Source organism: Providencia sp. wls1914 (genome assembly GCF_009706645.1).
Lineage (GTDB): Bacteria > Pseudomonadota > Gammaproteobacteria > Enterobacterales > Enterobacteriaceae > Providencia > Providencia zhijiangensis.
Genome location: NZ_WLUN01000017.1, coordinates 105,383 through 128,349, shown reverse-complemented (window position 1 = coordinate 128,349; position 22,967 = coordinate 105,383). Strand labels below are relative to the sequence as shown.

The following is a 22,967-nucleotide window of genomic DNA, read 5'->3' as shown; positions in this document are numbered from 1 at the left end:
CCCCAATCAAAATTAAGACTGGAGTCTCAATAAATAACACCCTAGTATTACATAGGAATGCTCCACATATTATAAAATGCAATTCGGCCTAGTAATTCAGAGGCAACAATTAGAATAGTTGAAAGATAAATCCAACGATGCGGTAAGCGTTTTACTAAAACAAATAGTGAAATAATTAAAACGGCTAACATCAGCAAGACCTGAAAACCAAACCACAATGTTTGAGCTGAGGTTAACTGACTATTGGCATTCCATAATACCGATAAGTAACTTGGTCTAATTAGCAAACTGACGATTACCCCGATAACTGAAACCCAGATAGCTTTCTGATTTGCGCCTAACGTTGCCGCAATTAACCCACCGCAAGTTAACACCGTCAACAGCATAACAACCCAAGTGTATTCCGTTTGCCATCCAACAATGATATCAAGTTGATATACCGCAGGGATCGACACGACAAACCCGATCCCCACGATTGCTGCTAACCATCCAATCCCTTTAAATAAAGATGGGGAGCCTTTGCCACTCAATAGTCCAAGAGCCGATATTGCCGCAACAGAACCAAAGAGTGCCGATAAGATAATCTCATTACTCATTGGTGAACGACCGACCCCAAAGAAGAGATTCATCGCTCGCAGCAGTTGTCCCATATGGAATACACCAATCACCAACCCTAATCCAAAAACGCAGAGGGATAGAAATAAGCGCCCGCCCAGTTGTTTACCTTCAAAGGAAGAAAACAACAATAGAAAAATAAATGCACCAACGGCGCTTTGGCCAAGAACCGTAAAGAAAACAAGAGGTAATTCATGCATGATTAGATCTCCTTAGGGTTCATAATGGCACCATTTTTGTCCCCAGAAGGACGTGCAGTTGGATGCGGTTTTACAATAAGGTTAGGGCGAGTAAGACTTGGGTCTGGTAATGGAGCAATAGCATTTTCAGTACCATAACGCTGACGTAACTCATCAATCAGTCCAAAATCCAGCGCTCTTTGAGGACATGATTCAACACATGTCGGCATTAAGCCTCGCTCGACTCGGTCAAAGCATCCATCACATTTTGTCATAAGCTGTTTATGTTCATCATATTGTGGCGCACCATATGGACAGCGTAATTCACAATAGCGGCACCCCACACACACATCCTGATTGACCACCACTAACCCATCTTTTTCCCGCTTATGCATAGCTCCCGTTGGGCAACCTTGTACACAGGTTGGCTCATCACAGTGATTACATGAAATCGACAAATAATAACTGTAAGTATTATTCATCCACCCATTCCCTGACTTTATCCACGAGCCCCCACCATATTCATACACACGACGAAATTTAGGGCCCACATCAAGTTCATTTTTATCTTTACAGCTCACTTGGCATGTTTTGCACCCCGAGCAGCGGGACGAATCTACATAAAAACCATATTGTGTCATGACGCTTTACTCCTTAAGCCTTGCGAACTTGAACAAGGTTAGTGTGTTGTGGATTGCCTTTTGCTAATGGTGATACGCTGTGAGAGGTCAGCGTGTTAATGCAGCCACCAATATCAACGCCATTTGAATTTTGTTTCGTCCACCCGCCCTCCGGCATCGCCACCACACCTGGAATAATACGATTTGTCACTTTACATTGGATTTCAACAATGCCCCTGTCATTAAATACCTGCACAGGCATTCCATTGACGATCCCCCTTTCCATTGCATCAATTGGGTTCATCCAGATTTCATCAGGAACCGCTTCTTGTAGCTGAGGGACATTTGAGTAAGTTGAGTGGGTATGACCTTTGGTATGGAACCCACTAAGCTGAAGTGGATATTTGCTATTTAACGCCGTGTCTAGATGCGACTCTTTGGCAATACAGAATTCAGGTAATGGCGTAATTTTATCCCCTTCGGGTAAAATCCACGTTTTAGCTAACTTATCTAACGCTTCCGAATAGATCTCGGCTTTACCTGATGGAGTTTTAAGTGGGTTAGCGGTAGGGTCTCGTCGGAATTCAGCTAAAGCAATGCTTTGTTTTTCTGTCGCTTTTTGCTGATCAACAATGCCCATGTCTTGTGCAATCGACCAATCAGGTAAATAGTCACGTTTCGCTTTAACTTCGCTGTAATGTTTTTCAATCCATTGACTTTGGGTTCGACCTTCGGTGTACGCATCTCTAAATCCCATATATTCTGCGATATCCGCACAAATATCATAAGTGCTGCGCACTTCCCACATTGGCTTAACGACCGGTTTCATGGCAATCATGTAATGGTTAGATCCTGAAGCATAGGAGTTATCCACTAAATCTTGCGCTTCGAGATAGCTGGTTTCTGGGAGTAAAATATCGGCATATTTGGCGCTTGGAGTCATGTGGTTATCAATAACCACAATAAATTCACACTGTTTATCATCTACAAGGATTTTAGCGGTGCGGTTAATATCACCGTGCTGGTTGATCAGGGTATTACCCGCCTGATTGATAATACACTTAATGCCGACATCCAATTTTTCCTTGCCGCGCAACCCGTGGGTTTTATCGGTAATAATGTCAGGGTTAACAATTGCATCTGTCCATAAGTAGCAAGGGATCGCCGTTTTTATTGGGTTGTCGCCATCCGGTAGACTCGGTACACCATACTTCGTTGCATAGGGCCAGTTTCCGGTATTTGTCCCTGCAAGCCCAAAATGCCCAGTTAAAAGCGGTAATGTGTTAATAGCTCGAACAGATTGTTCGCCATTAGCATGCCGTTGAGGCCCCCATCCTTGAGCGATATAACACGCTTTTGCATTAGCAATCTGTCTGGCTAATTGACGAATTTGAATTGCCGGAATTCCTGTAACCTCTTCCGCCCATTCAGGGGTTTTCGCCGTTTTGTCTGCGCCACTACCTAAAATATAATCTTTATAGCTGCTATTCGGAGCTGCCGATGCAGGCAATGTACTCTCATCAAAACCCACGCAATACTGATTCACCATGGATTCATCAATCAAATTTTCATTTATTAATGTCCAAGCAATACCAGAAACCAATGCCGCATCAGTTGTTGGGCGAATTGGGATCCACTGGGCATGTTCAGTTACGACAGAGTCTGTATATCGAGGGTCAATAATCACAACCTGTGCTTGAGAATCTTCAAGAGCCCGTCTTAGCTCTTCAACTTGCCCACCACCAGACATACGTGTTTCAGAGAGATTCATCCCAAAGAAAACCACTAAGTCTGAATGCCTGATTTGATCAAAATGGCTTGCGGTGTATTCGCCGTACGTATAAGGCGTTGCCACTGAAATTTGTGCTGTTGAATAAGTATTGTAATAGCGTAAATAGCCACCCGATAAATTAAGCAAGCGCTTCCACGCCGTTGTACCTTGGTTATGGTAATAAGCACCCGATTGATAATTATAATAAACAGACTCATTACCATGCTTTACAATAATCCGTTGCAGCTCTTGGGCAATATGTTGGTTTGCTTCATCCCAACTAATCCGTTCAAACTTGCCTTCACCGCGCTTACCTACCCGTTTTAATGGATATTTTAGTCTGTCAGGACTGTATACACGCCAACGGCTTGAACGCCCTCTTAAACAAGGTCGAATTTGATGTTGTCCAAAAATATCTTCATTTTTAGCCGATTCCGGCTCTATACGTTGGATCACATCATCTTTAACAATCACTTTTAATGGGCATCGACTCCCACAGTTAACCAGACATGCGCTGTGCTTTATCTGTTCCTGGGGATCCGTGAGTTTCACTTCCTGGTTCGATGTATCTGCTAATGCATTAAAAGGTAATGGGATAGTACTCGTGATTGCGAGTGTTGCACTTAACTTCGTTGTATTTTTCACTAATGCACGTCGACTCAATGAATGAGCCAGCATTGTCTTTATATTCATTTCCATAGTCACATTGCTCTTAATAGTTATTTTGCTATTAAAATCTATCGCCACTGAAAATAGATATATTGATAGGGGTCAACTCGATTGTTATTAAAACAGAAAAACAGCCATAAATAGAAAAACGGTCAATAATAAAAACACAAAATACCAAAGTGAATTAAACTAATTAATAGTTAAAAACAAGAATATATCATTGCATTATGATTAGAAAGTCAATATCTTCCATTAATCTTAAAGAAAAAACCAGACCTTAACACCAAATAAAAATGAAAAAACAACGATAACAAATATAATGAATATTAAAAAATTTCGATATGCATTTATTTATACAAAGAAAACCTTAAAAATAGAACAAACAAAAACCATTCTCAACAAAAAATTTAAAGATATAATAACACAGAGAAACAAACTAATATAACGAGTATGAACTTAGGTTAAATTAACACCTATTTCACACCATTACAGAGTGTTTTTATTTGTTTCAATATATTTCAACCAAAACAAAACTCAACGCATTGAAAATTAACGAATTTATATAAACAGCAATGACTCTAATATGTTTTTGAATTTATAATTATTAAAATTTATCAAAATCAAAATATTACTCTGAATGTATTTCTTTTTATGTTCAATTTCAGATTATAACTCCAATTTAATTATACCAGCGGAGATATAAATCACATTAACAGCATGATTTATATGGTTAATTACCATTACGTTATTATACTTATATTTAGTGTAATTTGCATTTGCCATTTTACTCATTTCTCGGGTGTTGTCTTTGTGTTTTTTTATTATTAAACTATTTGGCAATTAGATTTCATAATATTTAAAACAACCAATTAAGCTTAATTAATTATCAGCAACAAAATTTTAAAGAACATTTAATAGGATATATTTTTATCTCTCTTAATTATTAATGAAATCACGTTTAATTTAAATTCAAGCTTATGAGTTTATTACTGTGTATTTTCCAATTATACAGTAGCAAGCTTATGGCTTTTATTACCGAAAACTTACCATTTAGTTCAGATAGTTTTTTATCTCTTTTAAATCTATATCTATAGGGAAAATATAATCATGTTAAAAAAAATCGCCTTAGCGACCACATTATTTGCGGGAATGTCTGGTGTTAACTTTTATGCAAATGCGGCAGAACCTTCCGCAGAAGTGACATTACAGGGTGTGATCACCAATTCAAACTGTGTACTTACCGTTAATGGCGGAAAGTCAGTGCTTAATATTGGTGTATTTAAATCAAGTGAATTCACGGCAAATACAAAAGTGGGTTCAATCAACATGCCTGTCACTTTAACCGACTGTAGTCCTGATGAGACTGGTGACTTAATCATTCAAGGTATTACGTCTATTGCAAATAATGACAAAAATATTTTTGTTAACAGCGACACAGATACTGTCGGTTTTATGGTCGCGAAATCAGATGACACCACGATTTTAAGCGCCAATGAAGGTACTCCAGTCGCTATCGCAACAGATGCAACTAGCAGTGATTACTCTTTCAAAGTGGGTATGGCAACAACCGATATGCAACCTGCAGCGGGTGCTTACAGTGCTCCAGTATTAGTCGCTTATATCGTTAACTAAATCCATGAAATGCTCAGTAAGTTCATATCAATAATGAGCTTACTGAGATAGCGGAGTACATAAACATGACATTTTATCGTTCACTGTTGACTGGTTCATTGGGGCTTTTTTTTACTGTCAGTGCAATGGCTGGCATTTCCTTGGACAGCTCACGAATTGTTTTTCACGCGGCAGACCGAGAACAAGGTCAAGCCATTAGCGTGACAAGCAGTGGCCAATCAACAGTGCCGTATTTAGTGAAGGCCCAGATCTTAGGCGATGTACAAGGCACAAAGACACAAAATATTTTCTCTGTTACGCCGTCTTTATTCCGCTTAGAACCAGATAGCAGTAATCAATTACGGGTATTACAAACAGGTAACGCCTCTTTTGCTCAAGATAGAGAATCTATTTTCTACTTACGCGTTATTGCCCTGCCCTCGCAAGCGCGCAGTGAAAATACAAAAAGTAGCAATGTGGGAGGCTCGATAACGGTCTCCTCTGGAAGCGTTATTAAGTTGTTTTACCGTCCTGACGGGCTGGCGATGACACAACAAAAGGCAATGGGATCATTATCTTTTTCTCAACAAGGTCAGAAACTTAAGGTTTCAAACTCTACGCCTTATTACATTTCTCTCTCATCTTTAACGGTTGGAGGAAAGCGCGTTGCAATGAGTCAAAGCCAACAAAATACGATGATCGCTCCTTTTAGCTATTTAACTTATCAAGCGGCACCAACATCAGGGAAAGTCACTTGGGGAGCCATCAATGACTATGGCGTAGTTGAGGTTTTTCATGGCGTGGTTCAATAAATTAACTCAACAGATCATCAAATTAAGTTGGTTTGGGATCTTTTTAAGTAGCCTGAGCGCTTCCCTTTACGGCGCAACGGTGGAGTTTCGTGCAGATATCGCTTACGAAGGCGCATGTGAAATTTCATTTCCCAATGAAGTAATTTTCAACCACGGGGAACCGATTCTGCCTGCGGCGATTGAAGCTCAGCTTCCCGTGACAACAGAAGCGTTTAACCTAACGCTAACCAAGTGCCAAGGGTTCGGTCTCACCCCCAAAATAACCCTAGTCGGCGAATCTACCGCCGCTTATGGCGATGCCATGTTTTTAGACTCAGTAGGGTCGACAGCAACAGGTTATGGCATTTTATTAAAATTTCAGGGAAATGAGTATTTTCAGCCAAACGAAGATCTGGCAGCAAACAAAGAAATTTTAGCTATCGAAAGTTGGGACATTAAAACCCCTTTATCCCTTCTCAATGGCACATTACCCATTAAAGCCGTTCTAAGCTGCGGGAATTGCAATAAAGAAGAGAGAGTCGGTGGCGAACTTAAAGCGAATGTGACGTTTGACTTTCAATACGATTAATAAGGAGGACAAGAAATGAAACAAACTCTCTCTGTTTCATGCAGCTTAAGCATGCTTATTTTTTTGATATTCCTCTGTTTTGGAAGCTTGCGCGTTGCATACGCAGAGCCCATGACATTGAAAGCCGTCATAGCCAACAAAGGTATTGGCTGTGACGTCAACCTGCTCGAGCGTGTTTTGGAATTTAAACCCTTACAGGCAAGCAAGTTGGTTGGGGCAATTCAAGCGTATCAAATTAAACCATTAACACTGCAAATTTCCTGTGTGGATGAAACTGAAGTATTGCAGCCCATCTTGTCATTGCAAGGAAGCACTCCCTATCCCAATGACACATTACAGACTGTATTTTTAGATGGGGCTCCTAATGGCATCGGTTTTATGGTTCGACAATCCGTTGATAACCAAGCTATTTCACTGGCTGATTTTTATCGCCCTGATTTGGCAATAAGGAATCACGGTGATGGCGTCCCAATCCAAATATTGGATAGCAGCAATCAATATCACTCTAACACTTTGCTGTGGGTGGGTGTTGTGGGGCCTTTACAACCTGAGATTACATCAGGGTGCTTTCAAGCGGCATTAACGGTCAACGTGGCTTTTGAATAAGGGAAAATGAAATGCAACTCATTGTGAAAAAAAGGAATTTGTTTCTGACGGTGACTCTTTTGTTATGCCTGTCTATTGGTGGATTTACATGGAGCATTTACGCCTTTGCTATCAACAATGCCAGTAACACATTTACCTTCTCTGCCACCTTTGTCGGCGGCAGTTGCCAAATTACAGCCCCACCAAGTGTGGCGTTTAATAACGGCAATCCATTAATGCCCGACGATATTAAAAATGGTTTAGATAGCGCAAAGCACGAATTTGAATTGACTCTAAGTAAGTGTGCGGGTTGGGGATTGACGCCTTCAATTCATGTCAGTGGCACGATAACAACGGAGCTGGGAGAGCCCGTATTCCGAGATGCCGAAGGGCAATCTGATGTAAAAGGTTATGGGCTTTGGCTCTCAACAATAGGCTCTGCGGATTTTGGCCCCAACACCAATTTAGCCCGTAATGGCGTGATTCAACCCATTAATTGGGCTTCCACGCAACAGCTGAGTACGCTAGCAACCACCATCCCCATCAAGGCGATATTAACCTGTGGATATTGTGATTCAACCGATCGCCATGGGGGCGTATTTATTTCCACTGTGACTTTTGATTTTTTGTACGAATAATGCCAACGCAAAGGAAACAATAACAATGAAACTAACAAAATATCTTTTGCCACTTTGCACATTGCTCTTTGTGGGATTTTCACTAGGCATCGTCAAACAAAGCCAAGCTAATGGTGGCTTAAGCTTAAGCCAGACCCGTGTTGTCTTTGATGGAAAAATGAAAAGCAGCAAAATCGCCATCAACAATAACAGTGAACGCGTGTACTTAATCAATAGTCGTGTTTTAAAAACACCTAATGACCAAGAGAAAGGGGCTCAAGCTCTGCCATTTATGGTGACGCCACCTCTATTTCGCTTAGAAAAAAATAGCCAAAATACCGTACTGATTTCTCGTCAGAACACATCGTCACTGCCCACTGACCGAGAATCTGTTTTCTATTTAAGCTTTTTGGCTATTCCATCAGTTCAAAAAAATAGCGCTGCAAGCGAAGACAATATGACCACCACACAGGTCTCTCTTGGGCTTCGCATGTTGATCAAACTGTTTTATCGCCCAAGTGACTTAGGTATGCCAGTCACAGCAGCACCTAAACAGCTGCGTTTTTCACAGCAAGGAAAACTGTTATTCGTTGAAAATCCCACGCCTTATTACCTGACATTCGCCCAATTAAAGCTGGATGAACAAGCTGTCAATGTCCGTGAACAAGGCGCCATGATTGCCCCATTTTCTAGCCAGACTTATCACGTTCAAGCACCAGCGAAAACAATCTATTGGAGCGTCATCAATGACTATGGTGGCATCAGTGAATCATTCCAGCGGAAACCATGATAAGGGTGAAAAAATGACAACTTTGAACGCATTATTGTGGGGTGGAATCGCAGCGCTACTGAGCATCACTGCGCAAGCAAACATGCCAGACGAAGGAATTTCAATGCAAGGAACTCGACTGATTTATGCTGCGAAGGCGAAAAATGGCGTGACATTCAATGTCACCAATAACTCCTCGCAAGTTTATCTCTTGCAATCACGAGTTTTACCTTGGAAAGCGCAAAATACGGAGCCTGCTATTACGCAAAACCCTGACAAAAAACTAACGCCATTTATGGTTTTACCGCCGTTGGTCCGCTTTTCTGAAAACGAAACCATCACCTTGCGTATTCGCTTAACAGAAAACCGCTTACCCGTTGATAGGGAATCCGCTTTCACTTTGGCATTAAAAGCGATCCCCGGACAACCTGCACCTGAAATGGCCAAAGGCGAAGGCGAAGGCGAAGGCGAAGGCGAAGGCGCAAAGATGGTATTAGCCCTGCAAAACAATCTGAAAATGTTTTATCGCCCCGAAGGTCTTCCACAAATGGATGCCAATATTCGTGCGAATAAATTGCAATTTGCGTATCGAGACGGGCAATTAGAAATCAACAACCCAACACCGTATTACGCAACATTCGGGGAGCTCTCTATTGATGGTCACGCGGTTTCATCGTCTTCAATTCCAATGATCGAGCCTTACAGTCATGTCCTTCACCCTATAAAAACAACAGACAAGGCTGAAGTTCGTTGGAAAATTATTGATGACTTAGGGCGGAAAACCGCAGAGCAAACCCAGCACTTAAATGACACCCATTGAGACTGAAAAATTGATATGAGACGTTTTGGAATGTCTCACTGTGATGGATAGACGAATTGAGAATCGATGTATGTACTGTACTCAACAAAAACAAAAAACAGATCATCTTGCGATATTACCCGCATTTTTTCGCCTAAGTTTGCTAACGATTGGAATACTCAATTTATTTCCTAAAGCAATCGCGGAAGATTACTTTGACCCGAGCTTTCTTTCGTTAAGTGGAGAGTCCGAGCACGTTGATTTGTCCGCATTCAGTGAAAAAGGTGGGGTTGCTGAAGGGGAATATACCGTTACGATTTATGTGAATAAACGCGATGAAGGGCAACTAACATTAGCATTTAAAAAAGATAAACAAGGCAAAGTTCAGCCACAATTAACCCCAGAACTACTGCAATCATGGGGGGTTAACGTCCCTAATATCCCGGAGCTAAACTCGCTGCCTTTTCAGGAACCGATTGATAATTTAGCCACTTATATTCCGCATGCAGTCACACAGTTAGACTTGGCAAGCTTGCGTTTAAACATCAGCATTCCACAAGTGGCAATGACGGCAAAATACGCCAATTATGCCGATCCTACATTATGGGATGATGGAATACCTGCCCTGCTTTTTAATTACAACCTAAGCGCAGGTCAAAATAAAAATAGCACTGAAGAGAGCGGAAGCTCAGAAGTGAATAACCTATTCGCCTCAATTATGGGGGGAATGAATTTGGGTGCGTGGCGTTTACGCAGCATGCTAACCCATACGCGAAGCGAATTTCGCGGACAGAAAAATCAATCTGACCAAACACAGAATCAAACGCGTTTTTCAAACACCTATCTTTCACGGGATATTCATGCGTTACGCTCAAACCTCTTAATCGGTGAGTCAACAACGGGCGGCGATATTTTTGACAGCGTTCCTTTTCAGGGGCTGCAATTAAAATCCAATGAACAAATGCTGCCGAGCCAACTTCGGGGTTATGCGCCTGCAATTAGTGGCATCGCTAATACGAATGCGAGAGTCACCGTTCGACAAAACGGCAACATTGTTTATGAAACCTACATTGCACCCGGGGCTTTCTATATCAATGATATCCAGCAAGCTGGGTTATCAGGGGACTATGACGTCACTGTCACCGAAGCGGATGGCACTCTGCGCCGTTTTATTGTGCCCTACTCTGCACTACCCATGATGCTAAGACCGGGTGGCTGGAAGTATGAAGTCACTGCTGGACGCTATAACGGTTACTTAACCCAAGGCTCTCGCCAAGCGGACTTTGTTCTCGTGACGGGTGTGTACGGTTTGCAAAATGGCGTGACTCTATTCGGTGGTGTTTTAGCCGCTGAGGATTATCAAGCGGTCACTGCAGGCTCCGGTGTATCACTCGGAAATATAGGCGCGATTTCTGCGGACGTCACCCAGTCTGTCGCCAAATTTACCTCGCAAAATGATCAATCAGAACGACTCACGGGGCAATCTTACCGTGTCCGTTATTCAAAAAGCTTGATGTCCACCGGAACCTCGGTGGATCTCACTGCTTTGCGATATTCCACCGAGAATTTCTATAACTTTAACGAGTACAACAGTCAGGGTTATCGCCTTGAGGATAACTTGAATCCGTGGACATTACAGCGCCGTCGAAGCAGCTTTAAAACACAGCTTAGCCAGCAATTAGGCGATTTTGGCACAGTGCGATTACAAGCAAACCGAGATGATTATTGGGGTAACAGCAAAACCCTCACCGGTATGTCTCTGGGTTACAGCGGCAATATTCGAGGAGTCAACTTCGGAGTGAACTATAACATTGACCGAGTCAAAGACGCAGCAGGTCAGTGGCCAGAAAATCGACAGATCAGCCTCAATATTAATATCCCATTTCGTATTTTCGGATACGGAGAAAATTTACAGTCGATTTATGCCACGACGAGTATCACTCACGATAATCATGGCCGAACCCAAAACCAAGTCGGGATCAGCGGTAGCACTCTGAACAATAGCCTGTCCTACAACCTGTCTCAAAGTTGGGGAAATCAAGACATACCCGCGATGAGTAATGCCAACCTCGGCTTTCAAGGAAACAAAGGCAACCTAAGTTTAGCCTACAGCTACGGTCACGATTCCCGTTCAGTCAATATGAATGCGAGTGGTGGCGTGTTGGTACACAGCGGCGGTATTACATTATCCCCCGTTATGGGGGATTCCGTGGCACTCGTCAGCGCACCAAACGCATCAGGCACCAGCATTACCAACGGAAATACTGTGGTTGATTGGCAAGGTTATGCCGTGGCGCCTTATTTATCGGATTACATGAAAAACAGCATCGGTATCGACCCGACAACCCTGCCTGAAGGTGTCGATGTGAAAAACTCGAATGTTAACGTGTACCCAACCAAAGGCGCGGTTGTCGATGCCAAAATAGCCACCCGCATTGGCTATCAAGCCTTAATGACGTTGACCCAGAACAACCAACAACCCGTACCTTTCGGGGCAATTGCAACGCTGACAAGCACATCTGAGCAAGAAGAGATCAGCGGCATTGTTAGTGACATGGGGCAAGTATATCTATCGGGATTACCAGAGCAAGGCACCCTTTGGGTCAAATGGGGTGATACCCCCGATAGGCAGTGTCTGGTGACATTTAACTTAACGGGAATCACCGTTAACACTGATATGCCAATTCGCCAGTTACAGGTTACATGCCAATAACTTTTTCTAGGAACAACATGATGATAAAGCCACCATTATTACTAACATTGATTTTATGTATCCTTATCTGGCTCTTCGGCTATGCGCAAGCCGCCGTTGAATTACATCGAGGATTCAATGAACTTGGTACAGCTTCAGCCAATATCAAAGGAAGTAATGGTTTAACACTCACTAAACCTGACTGGGATGGTTTAGCCTTTAACGTCAGTAGAAGCAACGCAAGTTCACGTTGCGAATCCCCTAATCAGGATATCAAACTGACCACATTAGATGGCTATACCGGATATCAGTTTGCCCCAGGGATGTTATTGGTTTTGTACTCAGGAACCATTTCAGGTACCCGTGATTTTAACTGGGGATTTCTGGGTATGCTAAAACCCTTACCTTATAGCTACACCTTTTCACCGACAGGCGTGTTGTCCCCTCAGACTTACACTGAAGCAGCATGGTGTGCAGACCCGAGAACAACACAGCAAGGATTAGGTGCCGTTAACTTATCTGGGAGTGGTGGCAGTACAACAGGTAGCGTCAAAGTGGGTATTTATGTTCCAGAAAGCATCCCATTAGGCACCATGGGAACGCTAGAAAGCTTATATATCAACCGAGGAACTCCCTCCGATACCCCTGATAGTGCTGGGAAAATCATCGGCACAGGGGTTGAATATGTGGTCGTAGGGCAACTGGCTTGCACCGTTTTGGCACCGCCAATTGTAGATTTCCGGAATGTAAAATTATCCGGCAATGAAACGGATGGCACCATACTGGCCAATGAAACCGGAAATGTCACCGTTAACTGCTCAGGGGATGCCGACGCTGAACTTGATGCCACAATGTCAGTCACAGGAACGAATGCTCGTTACACAAATACCTTAAAAATGAACATGGTCGGTTCAACCTCTGAGGCTCCCGCAGAAATTAGAGGGTTGATTGGCCCTGGAATTGTACAAACGGGTGTTTGTAATGGAAATAGCAGCCATCTCGGATGGATTCAATTTACCAATAAAGACCAAAATATTGCCGCTGGGAAATTAAGGTCGGGAAGCAACGCCATTCCCTATAATTTCACATTATGCTCTACCGGTACTTATACCTTAGGCGTCGCAGAGGCAACCGCCACTCTGAATATTTACTGGAACTAATCTTAATTTAAATCCGAGATACTTTGGTAATAAAGATAAATTTCAAAATAAAAAGCCAATAAAATTACTGGCATAAATAAAATAAAAATCGCAATGCTTTTACTCAAATAAAATAGAAATCACCATAAAAAAGAGGAGTGAATTAATTATTCTTTAAATGATTAAATCACTTTAAATATATTATTAAAATTAATGAGGTTACCATGGAAATCAACGATAGCTTAACAGTTAGAGTTGGACGTTTTATTCGTAAATCAAGAACCGAAATGGGTTTAACTGGCGCTCAACTCGCTGAATTAATGAACATTAGTCAGCAACAGATATCCCGCTATGAAACAGCGAGGTCGAATTTAAATTTAGAACAGCTTGATGATCTTCTGTGTGTTCTTGATAAATCGTGGAGGCAATTAATTGATGCCGTTGAAGCCGATTTTTAGTATATAAAGCTTCTATTTTTAATATCATTCATGCTTATGTATTTATAAATTCAACGCTAACTTATTCATTAACTGCTTCTATTAATGTCACATTGAGATCCTCCGTAAAATATTACGGGGGTACCGTTTCAATCAATCATTGCCTATAAATAAAAAAGACCCTGCTAGCAGAGTCTTTTTTAGATATATAATAATTAAAATTTAATTTACAGTTCCAAGGCTAATAACTCTTGAATAGTTTGACGGCGACGAATAAGTGTCGGAATACCTGCAATAAACAACACTTCAGGCAGCAATGGGCGGCTATTATAATTCGACGACATCGACGCGCCGTAAGCCCCTGTGTCATGGAAAACTAAATAATCCCCAACGTTGACTGCTGGCAGTAATCGGGTTTCCACCATCCCACCTTCTAGCTGGGTAAATACATCTCCAGATTCACACAATGGCCCCGCCACAATGGTCTCTTTTAATGGCTGATGATCAACGCTGCTGCCGTCTGCAGGCAATACCGAAATATGGTGATAACTGCCATACATCGCAGGGCGCATTAAATCGTTAAAACCGCTGTCCACCAGCACATAATGGCGGCTGCCCATATCTTTAACTGCACGCACTTGTGCCAATAAAACACCCGACTCCGCCACTAAATAGCGCCCCGGTTCAATTTCTAATTCAATAGAGTGACCTAAGTGCTGCGCGATACGCTGACGCGCGTTATCCCACAGGCTGTAATAGTGCTGAACATCAATGATTTCATCGTGCTCACGATAAGGCGTTGATAAACCACCACCCGCCGAAATAGCCTCAATATCCACGCCCGCAGACATCACCAGTTCCACCATGGAATCACACACATTGGCAAGATGCTGGTAGTCAACACCGGAGCCAATGTGCATGTGAATACCCACTAACTTCAGGTTGTACTGCTGGATTTTCGCTAATGCTTCCGGTAAATCTTGGTGCCAAATTCCGTGCTTGCTGTTCTCTCCACCCGTATTGGTTTTTTGGCTATGACCATGCCCAAAACCCGGATTAATACGTAGCCAAACGGGGTGGCCGGCTTTATGCTCACCAATCTGTTGCAGCATATCGATAGAGCCCGCATTCACCGGAATATCTAACTCTGTCACTTTCAGCAACGTGGCTGGATCTAACACATCCGCCGTAAATACGATTTCCGACTTTTCACGACCTGGCTGAAAACCCGCCACTAACGCACGCTCAATTTCACCCAATGACACCGAATCCACTTTCACGCCCTGCTCACGCATCAAACGTAAAATATGAATGTTGGAACAGGCTTTTTGAGCAAAACGAACGGTATCGAACACTTTCAATTGTTCAATACGGTCAATAATCACTTCACTATCATAAACCCAGACTGGCGTACCAAACTGCGCAGGCAGCGCACGCAAATGCTCAGGAGTTAGATACTGGCTGGTGGTGTTGGTGAATGTGGTCATCAGAACCTCGTTGGCAAGTTTTATTATAGTGAGCTCGATTATTAGACGAATAAGATGGGAAAAAAAATATCCTTTTTGCTAAAGTCTATTCATATCTGATATAGAAATGCGAGAGGAGCAATCATGCAGGCAATTTCTTGGCGACATATTGAAATTTTTCGTGCGGTAATGACCACCCCCAATCTCACTGAGGCGGCTGCATTGCTAAATACCTCTCAGCCAACCATCAGCCGAGAACTGGCGCGACTCGAGCATTTATTACAGTTTAAATTATTCGATAGAGTCAAAGGTCGCTTACACCCAACGGCACAAGGCTTACGCTTTCATGAAGAAGTCGAACACTCCTATTATGGTTTAGAGCGTATTCGCAACTCAGCAGAAACTATTCGCCGCTTTGAACACGCTCAAATTTCTATTGCCTGCTTACCGGCTTTCGCACAATCTTTGCTACCACAAGTTTGCCAAGCCTTTATGGAAAATTATCCAGATGTGAATTTAACGGTGATCCCACAAGAATCCCCCGTGCTAGAAGAGTGGCTATCCGCCCAGCGTTATGATGTGGGGTTAACTGAGCACTTACAAACCCCGCCAGGTACGGAACAACTGACATTGGGTTCATTAAATGAAGTTTGCGTGCTGCCCATTGGGCACCCTTTCGAACAGAAAAAAGTCCTCACTCCACAAGATTTTCATCAACAGCGTTTTATTAGCCTGTCTCTCACAGATAGCTATCGGCAAATCATTGATACCATCTTTGCCGAGCATCAAGTGGAGCGCAAAATGGTAATGGAAACCCACTCCGCTTCCTCTATTTGCGCCATGACCTTGAAAGGAATTGGAGTTTCTATCGTCAACCCACTGACTGCATTGGATTTTTATCAACAATCAGCAGGCAAGCTGGTGATCCGTCCACTTAGTTTTTCTATTCCATTTACCGTTAGCTTAATTACGCCGAATCACCGCCCATCTTCGCAGGTCACCCATATTTTTACTGAACATTTGCAACGAACCTTTACGCAAATAGAGCATGATCTCGCCTTAGCGCTGCGACATCAATGAGAGCCAGTGAGAGGATGTTTTAAACCAGTTGGCAAGGAAATCGATCACGGCACGTAATGGCGTTGGCATATGCTGCCGGCTGGTATAGACCCCATAAATACCAAGGGGCATTGGTGTGTAATCCGGTAACAACTGAACCAACTCCCCCGATTGCAAATAGCTCGCCACAGAATAGTAAGGCTGCATCGCGATACCCGCGCCATTTAATGTTGCTTCCATTAAAAATACGGATTCATTCGCACTCAAACGCCCATCTACCAACACCGTCGAGGTTTCTCCCGCCTTTTCAAAGCTCCACATGCTACGCCCAAAAAAGCTGTAAGTGAGGCACTCCATCAGAGCCAAATCTTCGGGTTTGGTGGGTAAATTTTTGCCTTGTAGAAATTTCGGCGAAGCACAAATTACGGAATGGCAGGTTGATAGCGGCTTGGCAATTAAATTCGGCTCTAACTGATTGGTGATACGGATAGCCAGATCGATACGTTCCTCGATTAAATTCACCGATTTATTCGAGATCTGCATATCAATCATCATATTGGGATACATCTGCAAAAACTCAGAAATGGCAAGAGACAATGCACTTTGAGCGATAGATTGGGAGCAGCTAATGCGCACCAACCCCGCTAACTCTTTCGTATCGTGCTTTTGCTCAACCGGAACGCTTAAAGAAATAGCATTTAGCTGCAATGATTGCTGATAAACCCCTTCCCCCGCTGACGTTAAACTTAAGCGCCGCGTGGTACGGTTAAGCAAGCGTACCCCTGCCCACTGTTCCATTTCAGCCAAATAGCGCGTCACCATTGCACGGGACATATCCAATTTATCTGCCGCACCGCTGAGGCTACCTTGTTCTACAATAGTAATAAACACCTGCACCGCTTTGAGTCTATCCATATTATTTGACCGATTTATGCAACAAAGATGACCTGATTATGGCGTTTTTCTTACCTTAATTGCAATTTAATATACACACCAAGCCAAATCAGGCACACAACATGACTGAACATTAGATGACTTAACATTAGGATAAGAAAATGAAATTATCGACTGTATTAACTGCAACCGCCTTTGCTACTGCCACGCATTTTGCTCAAGCTGCTAACTTAACTTTAGATGTTTATAACCCGGGTAATAACAGTGTGTTCCCTGTCTCTTCTGAAATTATCAGTGGCGATAAAGAAGTGGTTTTAATTGATGCACAATTCCAAAACAATGATGCCCAGCAGCTGGTCGATAAAATCAAAAAGCTGGATAAAAAGCTGACTACCATTTATATCAGCCACTCTGACCCAGACTACTATTTTGGTTTAGAAACGCTAACTAAAGCCTTTCCTGATGCGAAAGTGGTTGCGACTCAACAAACCGTTGATGCGATTAACGCCACTAAAGATGGCAAATTGGCTTACTGGGGCGGCGTCTTAAAAAATGAAGCGCCAAGCAAAGTTGTGGTGCCTGAAGTTATCAAAACTAATCACTTCACTGTGGATGGTGAAACGTTAGAAATTAAAGGGTTAGATGGTGCATCACCAGACAGAAGCTACGTTTGGGTGCCTTCACTCAAAGCTGTTGTCGGGGGTGTCGTTGTTTCTGACAATATCCACGTTTGGGTTGCCGACACACAAACTAAGCAATCACGTCAAGATTGGCAACAAACGCTAGAAAGCATCAAAGCGCTGAAACCAAGTGTAGTTGTTCCGGGGCACTTTACGGGCAAATCCAAAATGGATCTGGCAAGCGTGACCTTTACCCAAAAATATTTAACGGACTTTGAAAAAGCTAACAGCCAAAGTAAAAATTCCGCAGAGCTTATCAAGAAAATGGAAACGCTCTATCCAAGCTTGGATGATAAATCCAGCTTAGAATTAGGCGCTAAAGTGGTAAAAGGCGAAATGCAGTGGCCGCAATAAGTCACTAATCAGCTAAGACCAATTGTGACGGAGATAGCGCTGACTATTCTCCGTCAGTTCGCTGTTTTTCAGCGATTCAAATAGAATGATAAAACAAAGAATTAGAGAGAATAAAAACCATGAACACAATTACCCTACATTATATTTATGACCCTTACTGTGGCTGGTGTTATGCCGCTGCACCGTTAATTGCCATCGCTGCTAATCACCCAAATATTCACCTAGAATTACACGGTGGCGGGATGTTAGCGGGCAATGCACGACTGCATCTTGACGACCAATTCCGTCAATATATTTTGCAATCAGATAAACGCATTGCGGCAATGACGGGGCAAGTTTTTGGTGATGACTACATCGCAATGCTGCACCAACCCAATGTGGTGATGGACTCTGCGCCACCACAAACCGCCATTTTGGCCGCAACAAAACAGGGCAAAGGCGTTGAAATGCTCAAAGCGTTGCAAAAAGCCCATTACGTTTCGGGGCGCCAGATTAAACAGCCCGAAGTCTTAGTGGAAGTGGCGCAAGACATTGGTTTGAATGTTGAGCAGTTCCAAAAAGATTATGCCCAATGCGCGCAAACTGAAACAGACGCGCATATTGCTCAAAGTAAGCAATTACTCGGCCAATCCGGTGCATCTGGCTTTCCAACGCTGTTAATCGAACAGCAAGGCAAATGGCTGCGCGTACCACTGCAAAACTACCTTGGCGAACCAGAAAAATGGCAGCAATTTTTAGACTCACTGGTGAAAGCCGCTAATTAGGATGCCAACTAAGCAACAGCCAAAAACTGGCACTGCAAATAATGGCGGGACCAAACGGAATGCTCTGCACGAATTTCTGTTTGCCTCGCCGTTCCTTTTTTTCTCGCCATGTGCGCCAAAGAAAATGCAGTAAACCTAAGCTCGCGGCAAGCCCTAGAAAATAGGGAAGATTGAATACACCGAGCCACGTCGCGCACGCAGCAATTAATTTAAAATCCCCTCTCCCCATTTGCGGTCTCCGACGAATTTTTTCCACCAACGTCGTGATAGCCACTAACCCAATATAACTGAACAGCAGCGCATAAATAGCGGATAACAAATTTCCCGCTGGCATTCCCCATTGAAATAACAGGCCAAAAACCAATAACGGATAATTGAGGACATCCGGTAAATAGCCCGTTTTTAGGTCGATTAAACCTAATGGGATAACCAAGTTGAAAAACAGAAATAATAAAGCGAGAACCGAAGGTGGGTAACCAAGGAGCACGATCCCCGCACCCAATATCCAATAATCTATCCATACCCGATTCACGTTAATGGTAATACTCGGTAAATCAAAATAGCGGGCAGGAATTTCCCTCAGTAACAGAGTTGTCAGCCACGATGACAAGAGGGACAATAGTGTGATTAACGATATAGGTATTAAAAATCCATTTACGGCATCAATCATGGTGTTCTCCTTTTCCATGAGCGCTAAAGATGGGTTTACTAGACAAAGACAGGGCTTACTATACGGTGCTAGACGCAGAAACCAACACTATAATTTCGTGGTTTTGAGTCGGTTTTATCGACAAATTTAGTGTCGATATGAGAGTGTGAAATGCAAGGCACAGACGAGCTAAAAAATCCCTCTTTTTAGTTATAAACTCAGTCCGTCCTCTTGTTTTTCGAGATTCTGCCCCCATATCCTGCATCAGTTATCTTAATTATTGGACTAAGGAAAAATCATGCGCGTTCCACGCATTTATCACCCAGAGCCACTTCAAATTAATACCACCATTTCGCTTTGTGATGATGCAGCCAACCATGTGGGTCGAGTTCTTCGCATGACAGCCGGACAACAGCTAGAATTGTTTGATGGAAGCAATCACACATTCCGCGCTGAAATTACAGAAGCAACGAAAAAAAATGTGTTTGTGACTATCCAAGACTGCACATTGGATGACCGTGAATCCCCCTTAGATATCCACCTTGGGCAAGTGATGTCCCGCGGTGAAAAAATGGAATTCACCATTCAAAAATCTGTGGAACTTGGCGTCAACACAATCACACCACTACTTTCAGAACGTTGTGGTGTGCGCCTTGATGGCGAGCGTTTAGAGAAAAAATTACAGCAGTGGCAAAAAATTGCCATTGCCGCCTGTGAGCAAAGTGGTCGCAACCGCATTCCTGAAATCCGCCCCGTTCAATCCCTTGAAGCGTGGTGTGCAGAAAATGACGGCGCGTTTAAAATTAATTTACACCCTCGGGCAAGTGAGAGCATCAACACGCTCCCCGCTGATTTAAAGCACGTAAGATTGCTGATAGGCCCAGAAGGCGGCTTATCCGCTGATGAAATTGCCATGACAGCCAATTATCAATTTACTGATATCCTGTTAGGGCCACGAGTATTACGAACAGAAACGACCGCGCTAACCGCTATAACGGCATTACAAGTGCGTTTAGGTGACTTGGGTTAAGGAGATAAAATGATCAAGCTCGGCATAGTAATGGATCCTATTTCATCCATTAAAATCAAGAAAGACACCAGTTTTGCAATGATGCTGGAAGCTGCACGCCGCGGTTATGAAATCCATTATATGGAGATGAACGACCTGTACCTGCACCAAGGCGAAGCCCGTGCGACCACAAAGATTGTGACGGTCGAAGAGAACCCAACCAAATGGTATGAATTCCATTCTGAACAAGACATCGCCCTGAGCGACCTTGACGCCATTTTAATGCGTAAAGATCCGCCATTTGATACTGAATATATCTACGCGACTTACATTCTTGAGCGCGCAGAACAAGCGGGCAGCCTGATCGTCAACAAGCCACAAAGCCTACGTGACTGTAACGAAAAGCTGTTTACGGCATGGTTCCCTGAGTTAACACCAGATACCTTAGTCACTCGTAGCTCTGAAAAACTGCGTGAATTCCATAAAAAACACGGTGACGTGATTTTTAAACCGTTGGACGGTATGGGTGGCGCCTCTATTTTCCGTTTGAAAAAAGAAGACCCGAACGTTGGCGTTATCATCGAAACGTTAACCGAGCACAATTCCCGTTATTGCATGGCGCAAAACTTTTTGCCTGCTATCAAAGACGGTGACAAACGTGTGCTGGTGGTGGACGGCGAACCTGTGCCATATTGCCTTGCGCGTATTCCTGCACAAGGGGAAACCCGAGGAAACCTCGCAGCCGGTGGCCGTGGTGAAGCCCGCCCATTAACAGAAAGTGACTGGGCGATTGCTCGCGCTGTCGCACCGACCTTAAAAGAAAAAGGTCTGATTTTTGTGGGTCTGGATATTATCGGTGATCGCTTGACTGAAATTAACGTCACAAGCCCAACCTGCGCCCGTGAAATTGAAGCTGCATTTGATATCTCCATCACTGGTATGTTGATGGATGCGATCGAGCGCCGCCTGAAAAAATAGTCTTTATGAAAAATAGTATCTGTTAACAGATACGTCTCAAAAAGGCAGCCTTTCGAGGTTGCCTTTGGCGTTATTTTTTTAGCCCATAATTTTTGTTTTAAGCCATAGTTTTTGTTTTAAGCCATAGTTTTTTTTAATCCATAATGTTATCTCAACGAATAGGAACATAACCCCTGAGCTTGCCATTTATGAACTTACAGAATCATTTTTTAATTGCCATGCCTTCACTGACGGATCCCTATTTCGACCATTCCGTGGTGTATATCTGCGAACATAATGAAAATGGTGCGATGGGCCTCGTGATCAACAAGCCTATTGAGGATTTTTCTGTCGCGACCATGCTGAAAAAGCTCGAAATTGACGTGTCTGACAATACCAACACGCGAAATCTTGAAAAAATGGTGATTGCGGGTGGCCCTGTTTCTGAAGAGCACGGGTTTATTATCCATACCCCTGTGGCGGGTTATGCGGCAAGTTTGCGCCTCAATGACCATGTCATGGTAACCACCTCTAAAGATATTTTAGAGACGTTAGGCAGTGAACTGCATCCCATGAATTCTTTAGTCACTCTCGGTTATTCAAGCTGGGAACCTGGGCAGTTAGAAAGTGAAATCATGGAAAATAGCTGGTTGACCGTTAAAGCCGATCCTAAACTGATTTTTGATACGCCGATAAATGAACGCTGGAAAGCCGCAGGCAAACTTTTAGGCATCGACATCCATAATATCTCCATGCAAGCGGGGCACGCTTAATGTCAGCAAGAACTCTATTAGCGTTTGATTTTGGGACGAAAAGTATTGGCGTCGCTGTCGGTCAAGAGATCACCGGTACCGCGCGCGCGTTAGCCTCATTAAAAGCCAGCGATGGCAGACCCGACTGGTCACAAATTGAAAAATTGCTCAAAGAGTGGCAACCGCAGCTCGTGATCGTCGGGCTTCCTTTAAATATGGATGGTACTGAGCAGCTCGTCACTAGCCAAGCACGTAATTTTGCCAATCGCATTCACGGACGCTTTGGTGTGCAGGTTCAACTGCATGATGAAAGGCTGTCTACCGTAGAGGCGAAATCGGGGCTGTTTGAGCAAGGTGGCTATCGCGCACTGAGCAAAGGCAAAGTGGATTCTGCCTCTGCGGTGGTGATTTTAGAAAGTTGGTTTGAACAAAATTACTAAAAGGCACATCTTTACGTTTATTTTCCCCATTCAGTTGCTGCAAAGGTGCCGTTCGCCTTT

The 22,967-nt window shown here is 43.2% G+C and carries 20 protein-coding genes and 3 pseudogenes; 17 read left to right on the top strand and 6 right to left on the bottom strand.

The window, feature by feature from the left end; translation table 11 throughout:
- Positions 1 to 47: 47 nt before the first annotated feature.
- From GKR74_RS17005 to GKR74_RS16995, 3 genes are read right to left on the bottom strand one after another with little or no spacing between them, the layout of a single operon-like run.
- Positions 48 to 815 (bottom strand): dimethyl sulfoxide reductase anchor subunit family protein, encoded by a 768-nt coding sequence (locus GKR74_RS17005; RefSeq protein WP_154604556.1) that lies wholly within the window; start codon positions 813 to 815, stop codon positions 48 to 50.
- 2 nt (positions 816 to 817) lie between these two features.
- Positions 818 to 1,435: a DMSO/selenate family reductase complex B subunit gene (locus GKR74_RS17000; RefSeq protein WP_154604555.1), complete on the bottom strand. Its 618-nt coding sequence runs from the start codon at positions 1,433 to 1,435 to the stop codon at positions 818 to 820.
- 13 nt (positions 1,436 to 1,448) lie between these two features.
- Entirely contained in the window at positions 1,449 to 3,878 is a 2,430-nt protein-coding gene (locus GKR74_RS16995; RefSeq protein ID WP_195848785.1) for a DMSO/selenate family reductase complex A subunit, read from the bottom strand.
- Between the two features lie 1,083 nt (positions 3,879 to 4,961).
- Here GKR74_RS16995 and GKR74_RS16990 point away from each other — a divergent pair.
- From GKR74_RS16990 to GKR74_RS16945, 10 genes and pseudogenes are all read left to right on the top strand, one after another.
- Positions 4,962 to 5,486: a fimbrial protein gene (locus GKR74_RS16990; RefSeq protein ID WP_154604553.1), complete on the top strand. Its 525-nt coding sequence runs from the start codon at positions 4,962 to 4,964 to the stop codon at positions 5,484 to 5,486.
- A gap of 65 nt (positions 5,487 to 5,551) precedes the next feature.
- Positions 5,552 to 6,277 carry a fimbrial biogenesis chaperone gene (locus GKR74_RS16985; RefSeq protein WP_154604552.1) on the top strand — a complete coding sequence of 242 codons (726 nt, stop codon included), beginning with the start codon at positions 5,552 to 5,554 and terminating at the stop codon, positions 6,275 to 6,277.
- Positions 6,261 to 6,845, top strand: a complete 585-nt coding sequence (locus GKR74_RS16980) for a fimbrial protein (protein WP_154604551.1) — start codon at positions 6,261 to 6,263, stop codon at positions 6,843 to 6,845. The genes GKR74_RS16985 and GKR74_RS16980 overlap by 17 nt, the downstream gene beginning before the upstream one ends.
- Positions 6,846 to 6,860: 15 nt before the next feature.
- Complete coding sequence (locus tag GKR74_RS16975) at positions 6,861 to 7,451, top strand: fimbrial protein (protein WP_154604550.1); 591 nt, start codon at positions 6,861 to 6,863, stop codon at positions 7,449 to 7,451.
- Positions 7,452 to 7,501: 50 nt separating this feature from the next.
- Positions 7,502 to 8,068 (top strand): fimbrial-like protein, encoded by a 567-nt coding sequence (locus tag GKR74_RS16970; RefSeq protein ID WP_195848784.1) that lies wholly within the window; start codon positions 7,502 to 7,504, stop codon positions 8,066 to 8,068.
- Positions 8,019 to 8,840, top strand: a pseudogene (locus GKR74_RS16965) (fimbrial biogenesis chaperone). The gene GKR74_RS16970 and the pseudogene GKR74_RS16965 overlap by 50 nt, the downstream one beginning before the upstream one ends.
- Positions 8,794 to 9,687, top strand: a pseudogene (locus GKR74_RS16960) (fimbrial biogenesis chaperone). The pseudogenes GKR74_RS16965 and GKR74_RS16960 overlap by 47 nt, the downstream one beginning before the upstream one ends.
- A 19-nt stretch (positions 9,688 to 9,706) precedes the next feature.
- Positions 9,707 to 12,328: a fimbria/pilus outer membrane usher protein gene (locus GKR74_RS16955; RefSeq protein WP_154604546.1), complete on the top strand. Its 2,622-nt coding sequence runs from the start codon at positions 9,707 to 9,709 to the stop codon at positions 12,326 to 12,328.
- Positions 12,329 to 12,345: 17 nt separating this feature from the next.
- Positions 12,346 to 13,467 (top strand): hypothetical protein, encoded by a 1,122-nt coding sequence (locus GKR74_RS16950; RefSeq protein WP_154604545.1) that lies wholly within the window; start codon positions 12,346 to 12,348, stop codon positions 13,465 to 13,467.
- A gap of 203 nt (positions 13,468 to 13,670) precedes the next feature.
- On the top strand, positions 13,671 to 13,904 hold the full coding sequence (locus tag GKR74_RS16945) for a helix-turn-helix domain-containing protein (RefSeq protein WP_154604544.1): 234 nt from the start codon (positions 13,671 to 13,673) through the stop codon (positions 13,902 to 13,904).
- 206 nt (positions 13,905 to 14,110) lie between these two features.
- On the opposite strand, the gene lysA is transcribed toward GKR74_RS16945, so the two are convergent.
- Entirely contained in the window at positions 14,111 to 15,370 is a 1,260-nt protein-coding gene (gene lysA, locus GKR74_RS16940) for a diaminopimelate decarboxylase (protein WP_154604543.1), read from the bottom strand.
- A gap of 123 nt (positions 15,371 to 15,493) precedes the next feature.
- Between lysA and GKR74_RS16935 the strand changes: the two are divergent.
- A pseudogene (locus tag GKR74_RS16935) lies at positions 15,494 to 16,486 on the top strand (LysR family transcriptional regulator).
- Here the strand turns inward: GKR74_RS16935 and GKR74_RS16930 are convergent.
- Positions 16,409 to 17,323, bottom strand: coding sequence for a LysR family transcriptional regulator (locus tag GKR74_RS16930; protein WP_154604541.1), 915 nt, complete (start codon positions 17,321 to 17,323; stop codon positions 16,409 to 16,411). The pseudogene GKR74_RS16935 and the gene GKR74_RS16930 overlap by 78 nt on opposite strands.
- A 140-nt stretch (positions 17,324 to 17,463) precedes the next feature.
- Between GKR74_RS16930 and GKR74_RS16925 the strand changes: the two genes are divergently transcribed.
- Together GKR74_RS16925 and GKR74_RS16920 are read left to right on the top strand one after the other, a co-directional pair.
- On the top strand, positions 17,464 to 18,336 hold the full coding sequence (locus GKR74_RS16925; RefSeq protein ID WP_154604540.1) for an MBL fold metallo-hydrolase: 873 nt from the start codon (positions 17,464 to 17,466) through the stop codon (positions 18,334 to 18,336).
- Between the two features lie 119 nt (positions 18,337 to 18,455).
- Positions 18,456 to 19,100: a DsbA family protein gene (locus tag GKR74_RS16920; protein ID WP_154604539.1), complete on the top strand. Its 645-nt coding sequence runs from the start codon at positions 18,456 to 18,458 to the stop codon at positions 19,098 to 19,100.
- Here GKR74_RS16920 and GKR74_RS16915 read toward each other — a convergent pair.
- The gene (locus tag GKR74_RS16915; RefSeq protein ID WP_154604538.1) at positions 19,093 to 19,770 is read right to left on the bottom strand and encodes a prepilin peptidase; all 678 of its coding nucleotides are present in this window, start codon (positions 19,768 to 19,770) and stop codon (positions 19,093 to 19,095) included. The two genes, GKR74_RS16920 and GKR74_RS16915, sit on opposite strands and share 8 nt — an antisense overlap.
- Positions 19,771 to 20,047: 277 nt before the next feature.
- Here GKR74_RS16915 and rsmE point away from each other — a divergent pair, with 277 nt between their 5' ends.
- The 4 genes from rsmE (at position 20,048) to ruvX (ending at position 22,907) form a co-directional block, all read left to right on the top strand.
- Entirely contained in the window at positions 20,048 to 20,779 is a 732-nt protein-coding gene (gene rsmE, locus GKR74_RS16910) for a 16S rRNA (uracil(1498)-N(3))-methyltransferase (protein ID WP_154604537.1), read from the top strand.
- Positions 20,780 to 20,788: 9 nt separating this feature from the next.
- Positions 20,789 to 21,736 (top strand): glutathione synthase, encoded by a 948-nt coding sequence (gene gshB, locus GKR74_RS16905; protein ID WP_154604536.1) that lies wholly within the window; start codon positions 20,789 to 20,791, stop codon positions 21,734 to 21,736.
- 188 nt (positions 21,737 to 21,924) lie between these two features.
- Positions 21,925 to 22,488: a YqgE/AlgH family protein gene (locus GKR74_RS16900; protein ID WP_154604535.1), complete on the top strand. Its 564-nt coding sequence runs from the start codon at positions 21,925 to 21,927 to the stop codon at positions 22,486 to 22,488.
- On the top strand, positions 22,488 to 22,907 hold the full coding sequence (gene ruvX, locus GKR74_RS16895; RefSeq protein WP_036954161.1) for a Holliday junction resolvase RuvX: 420 nt from the start codon (positions 22,488 to 22,490) through the stop codon (positions 22,905 to 22,907). The genes GKR74_RS16900 and ruvX overlap by 1 nt, the downstream gene beginning before the upstream one ends.
- The last annotated feature ends 60 nt before the right edge of the window (positions 22,908 to 22,967 follow it).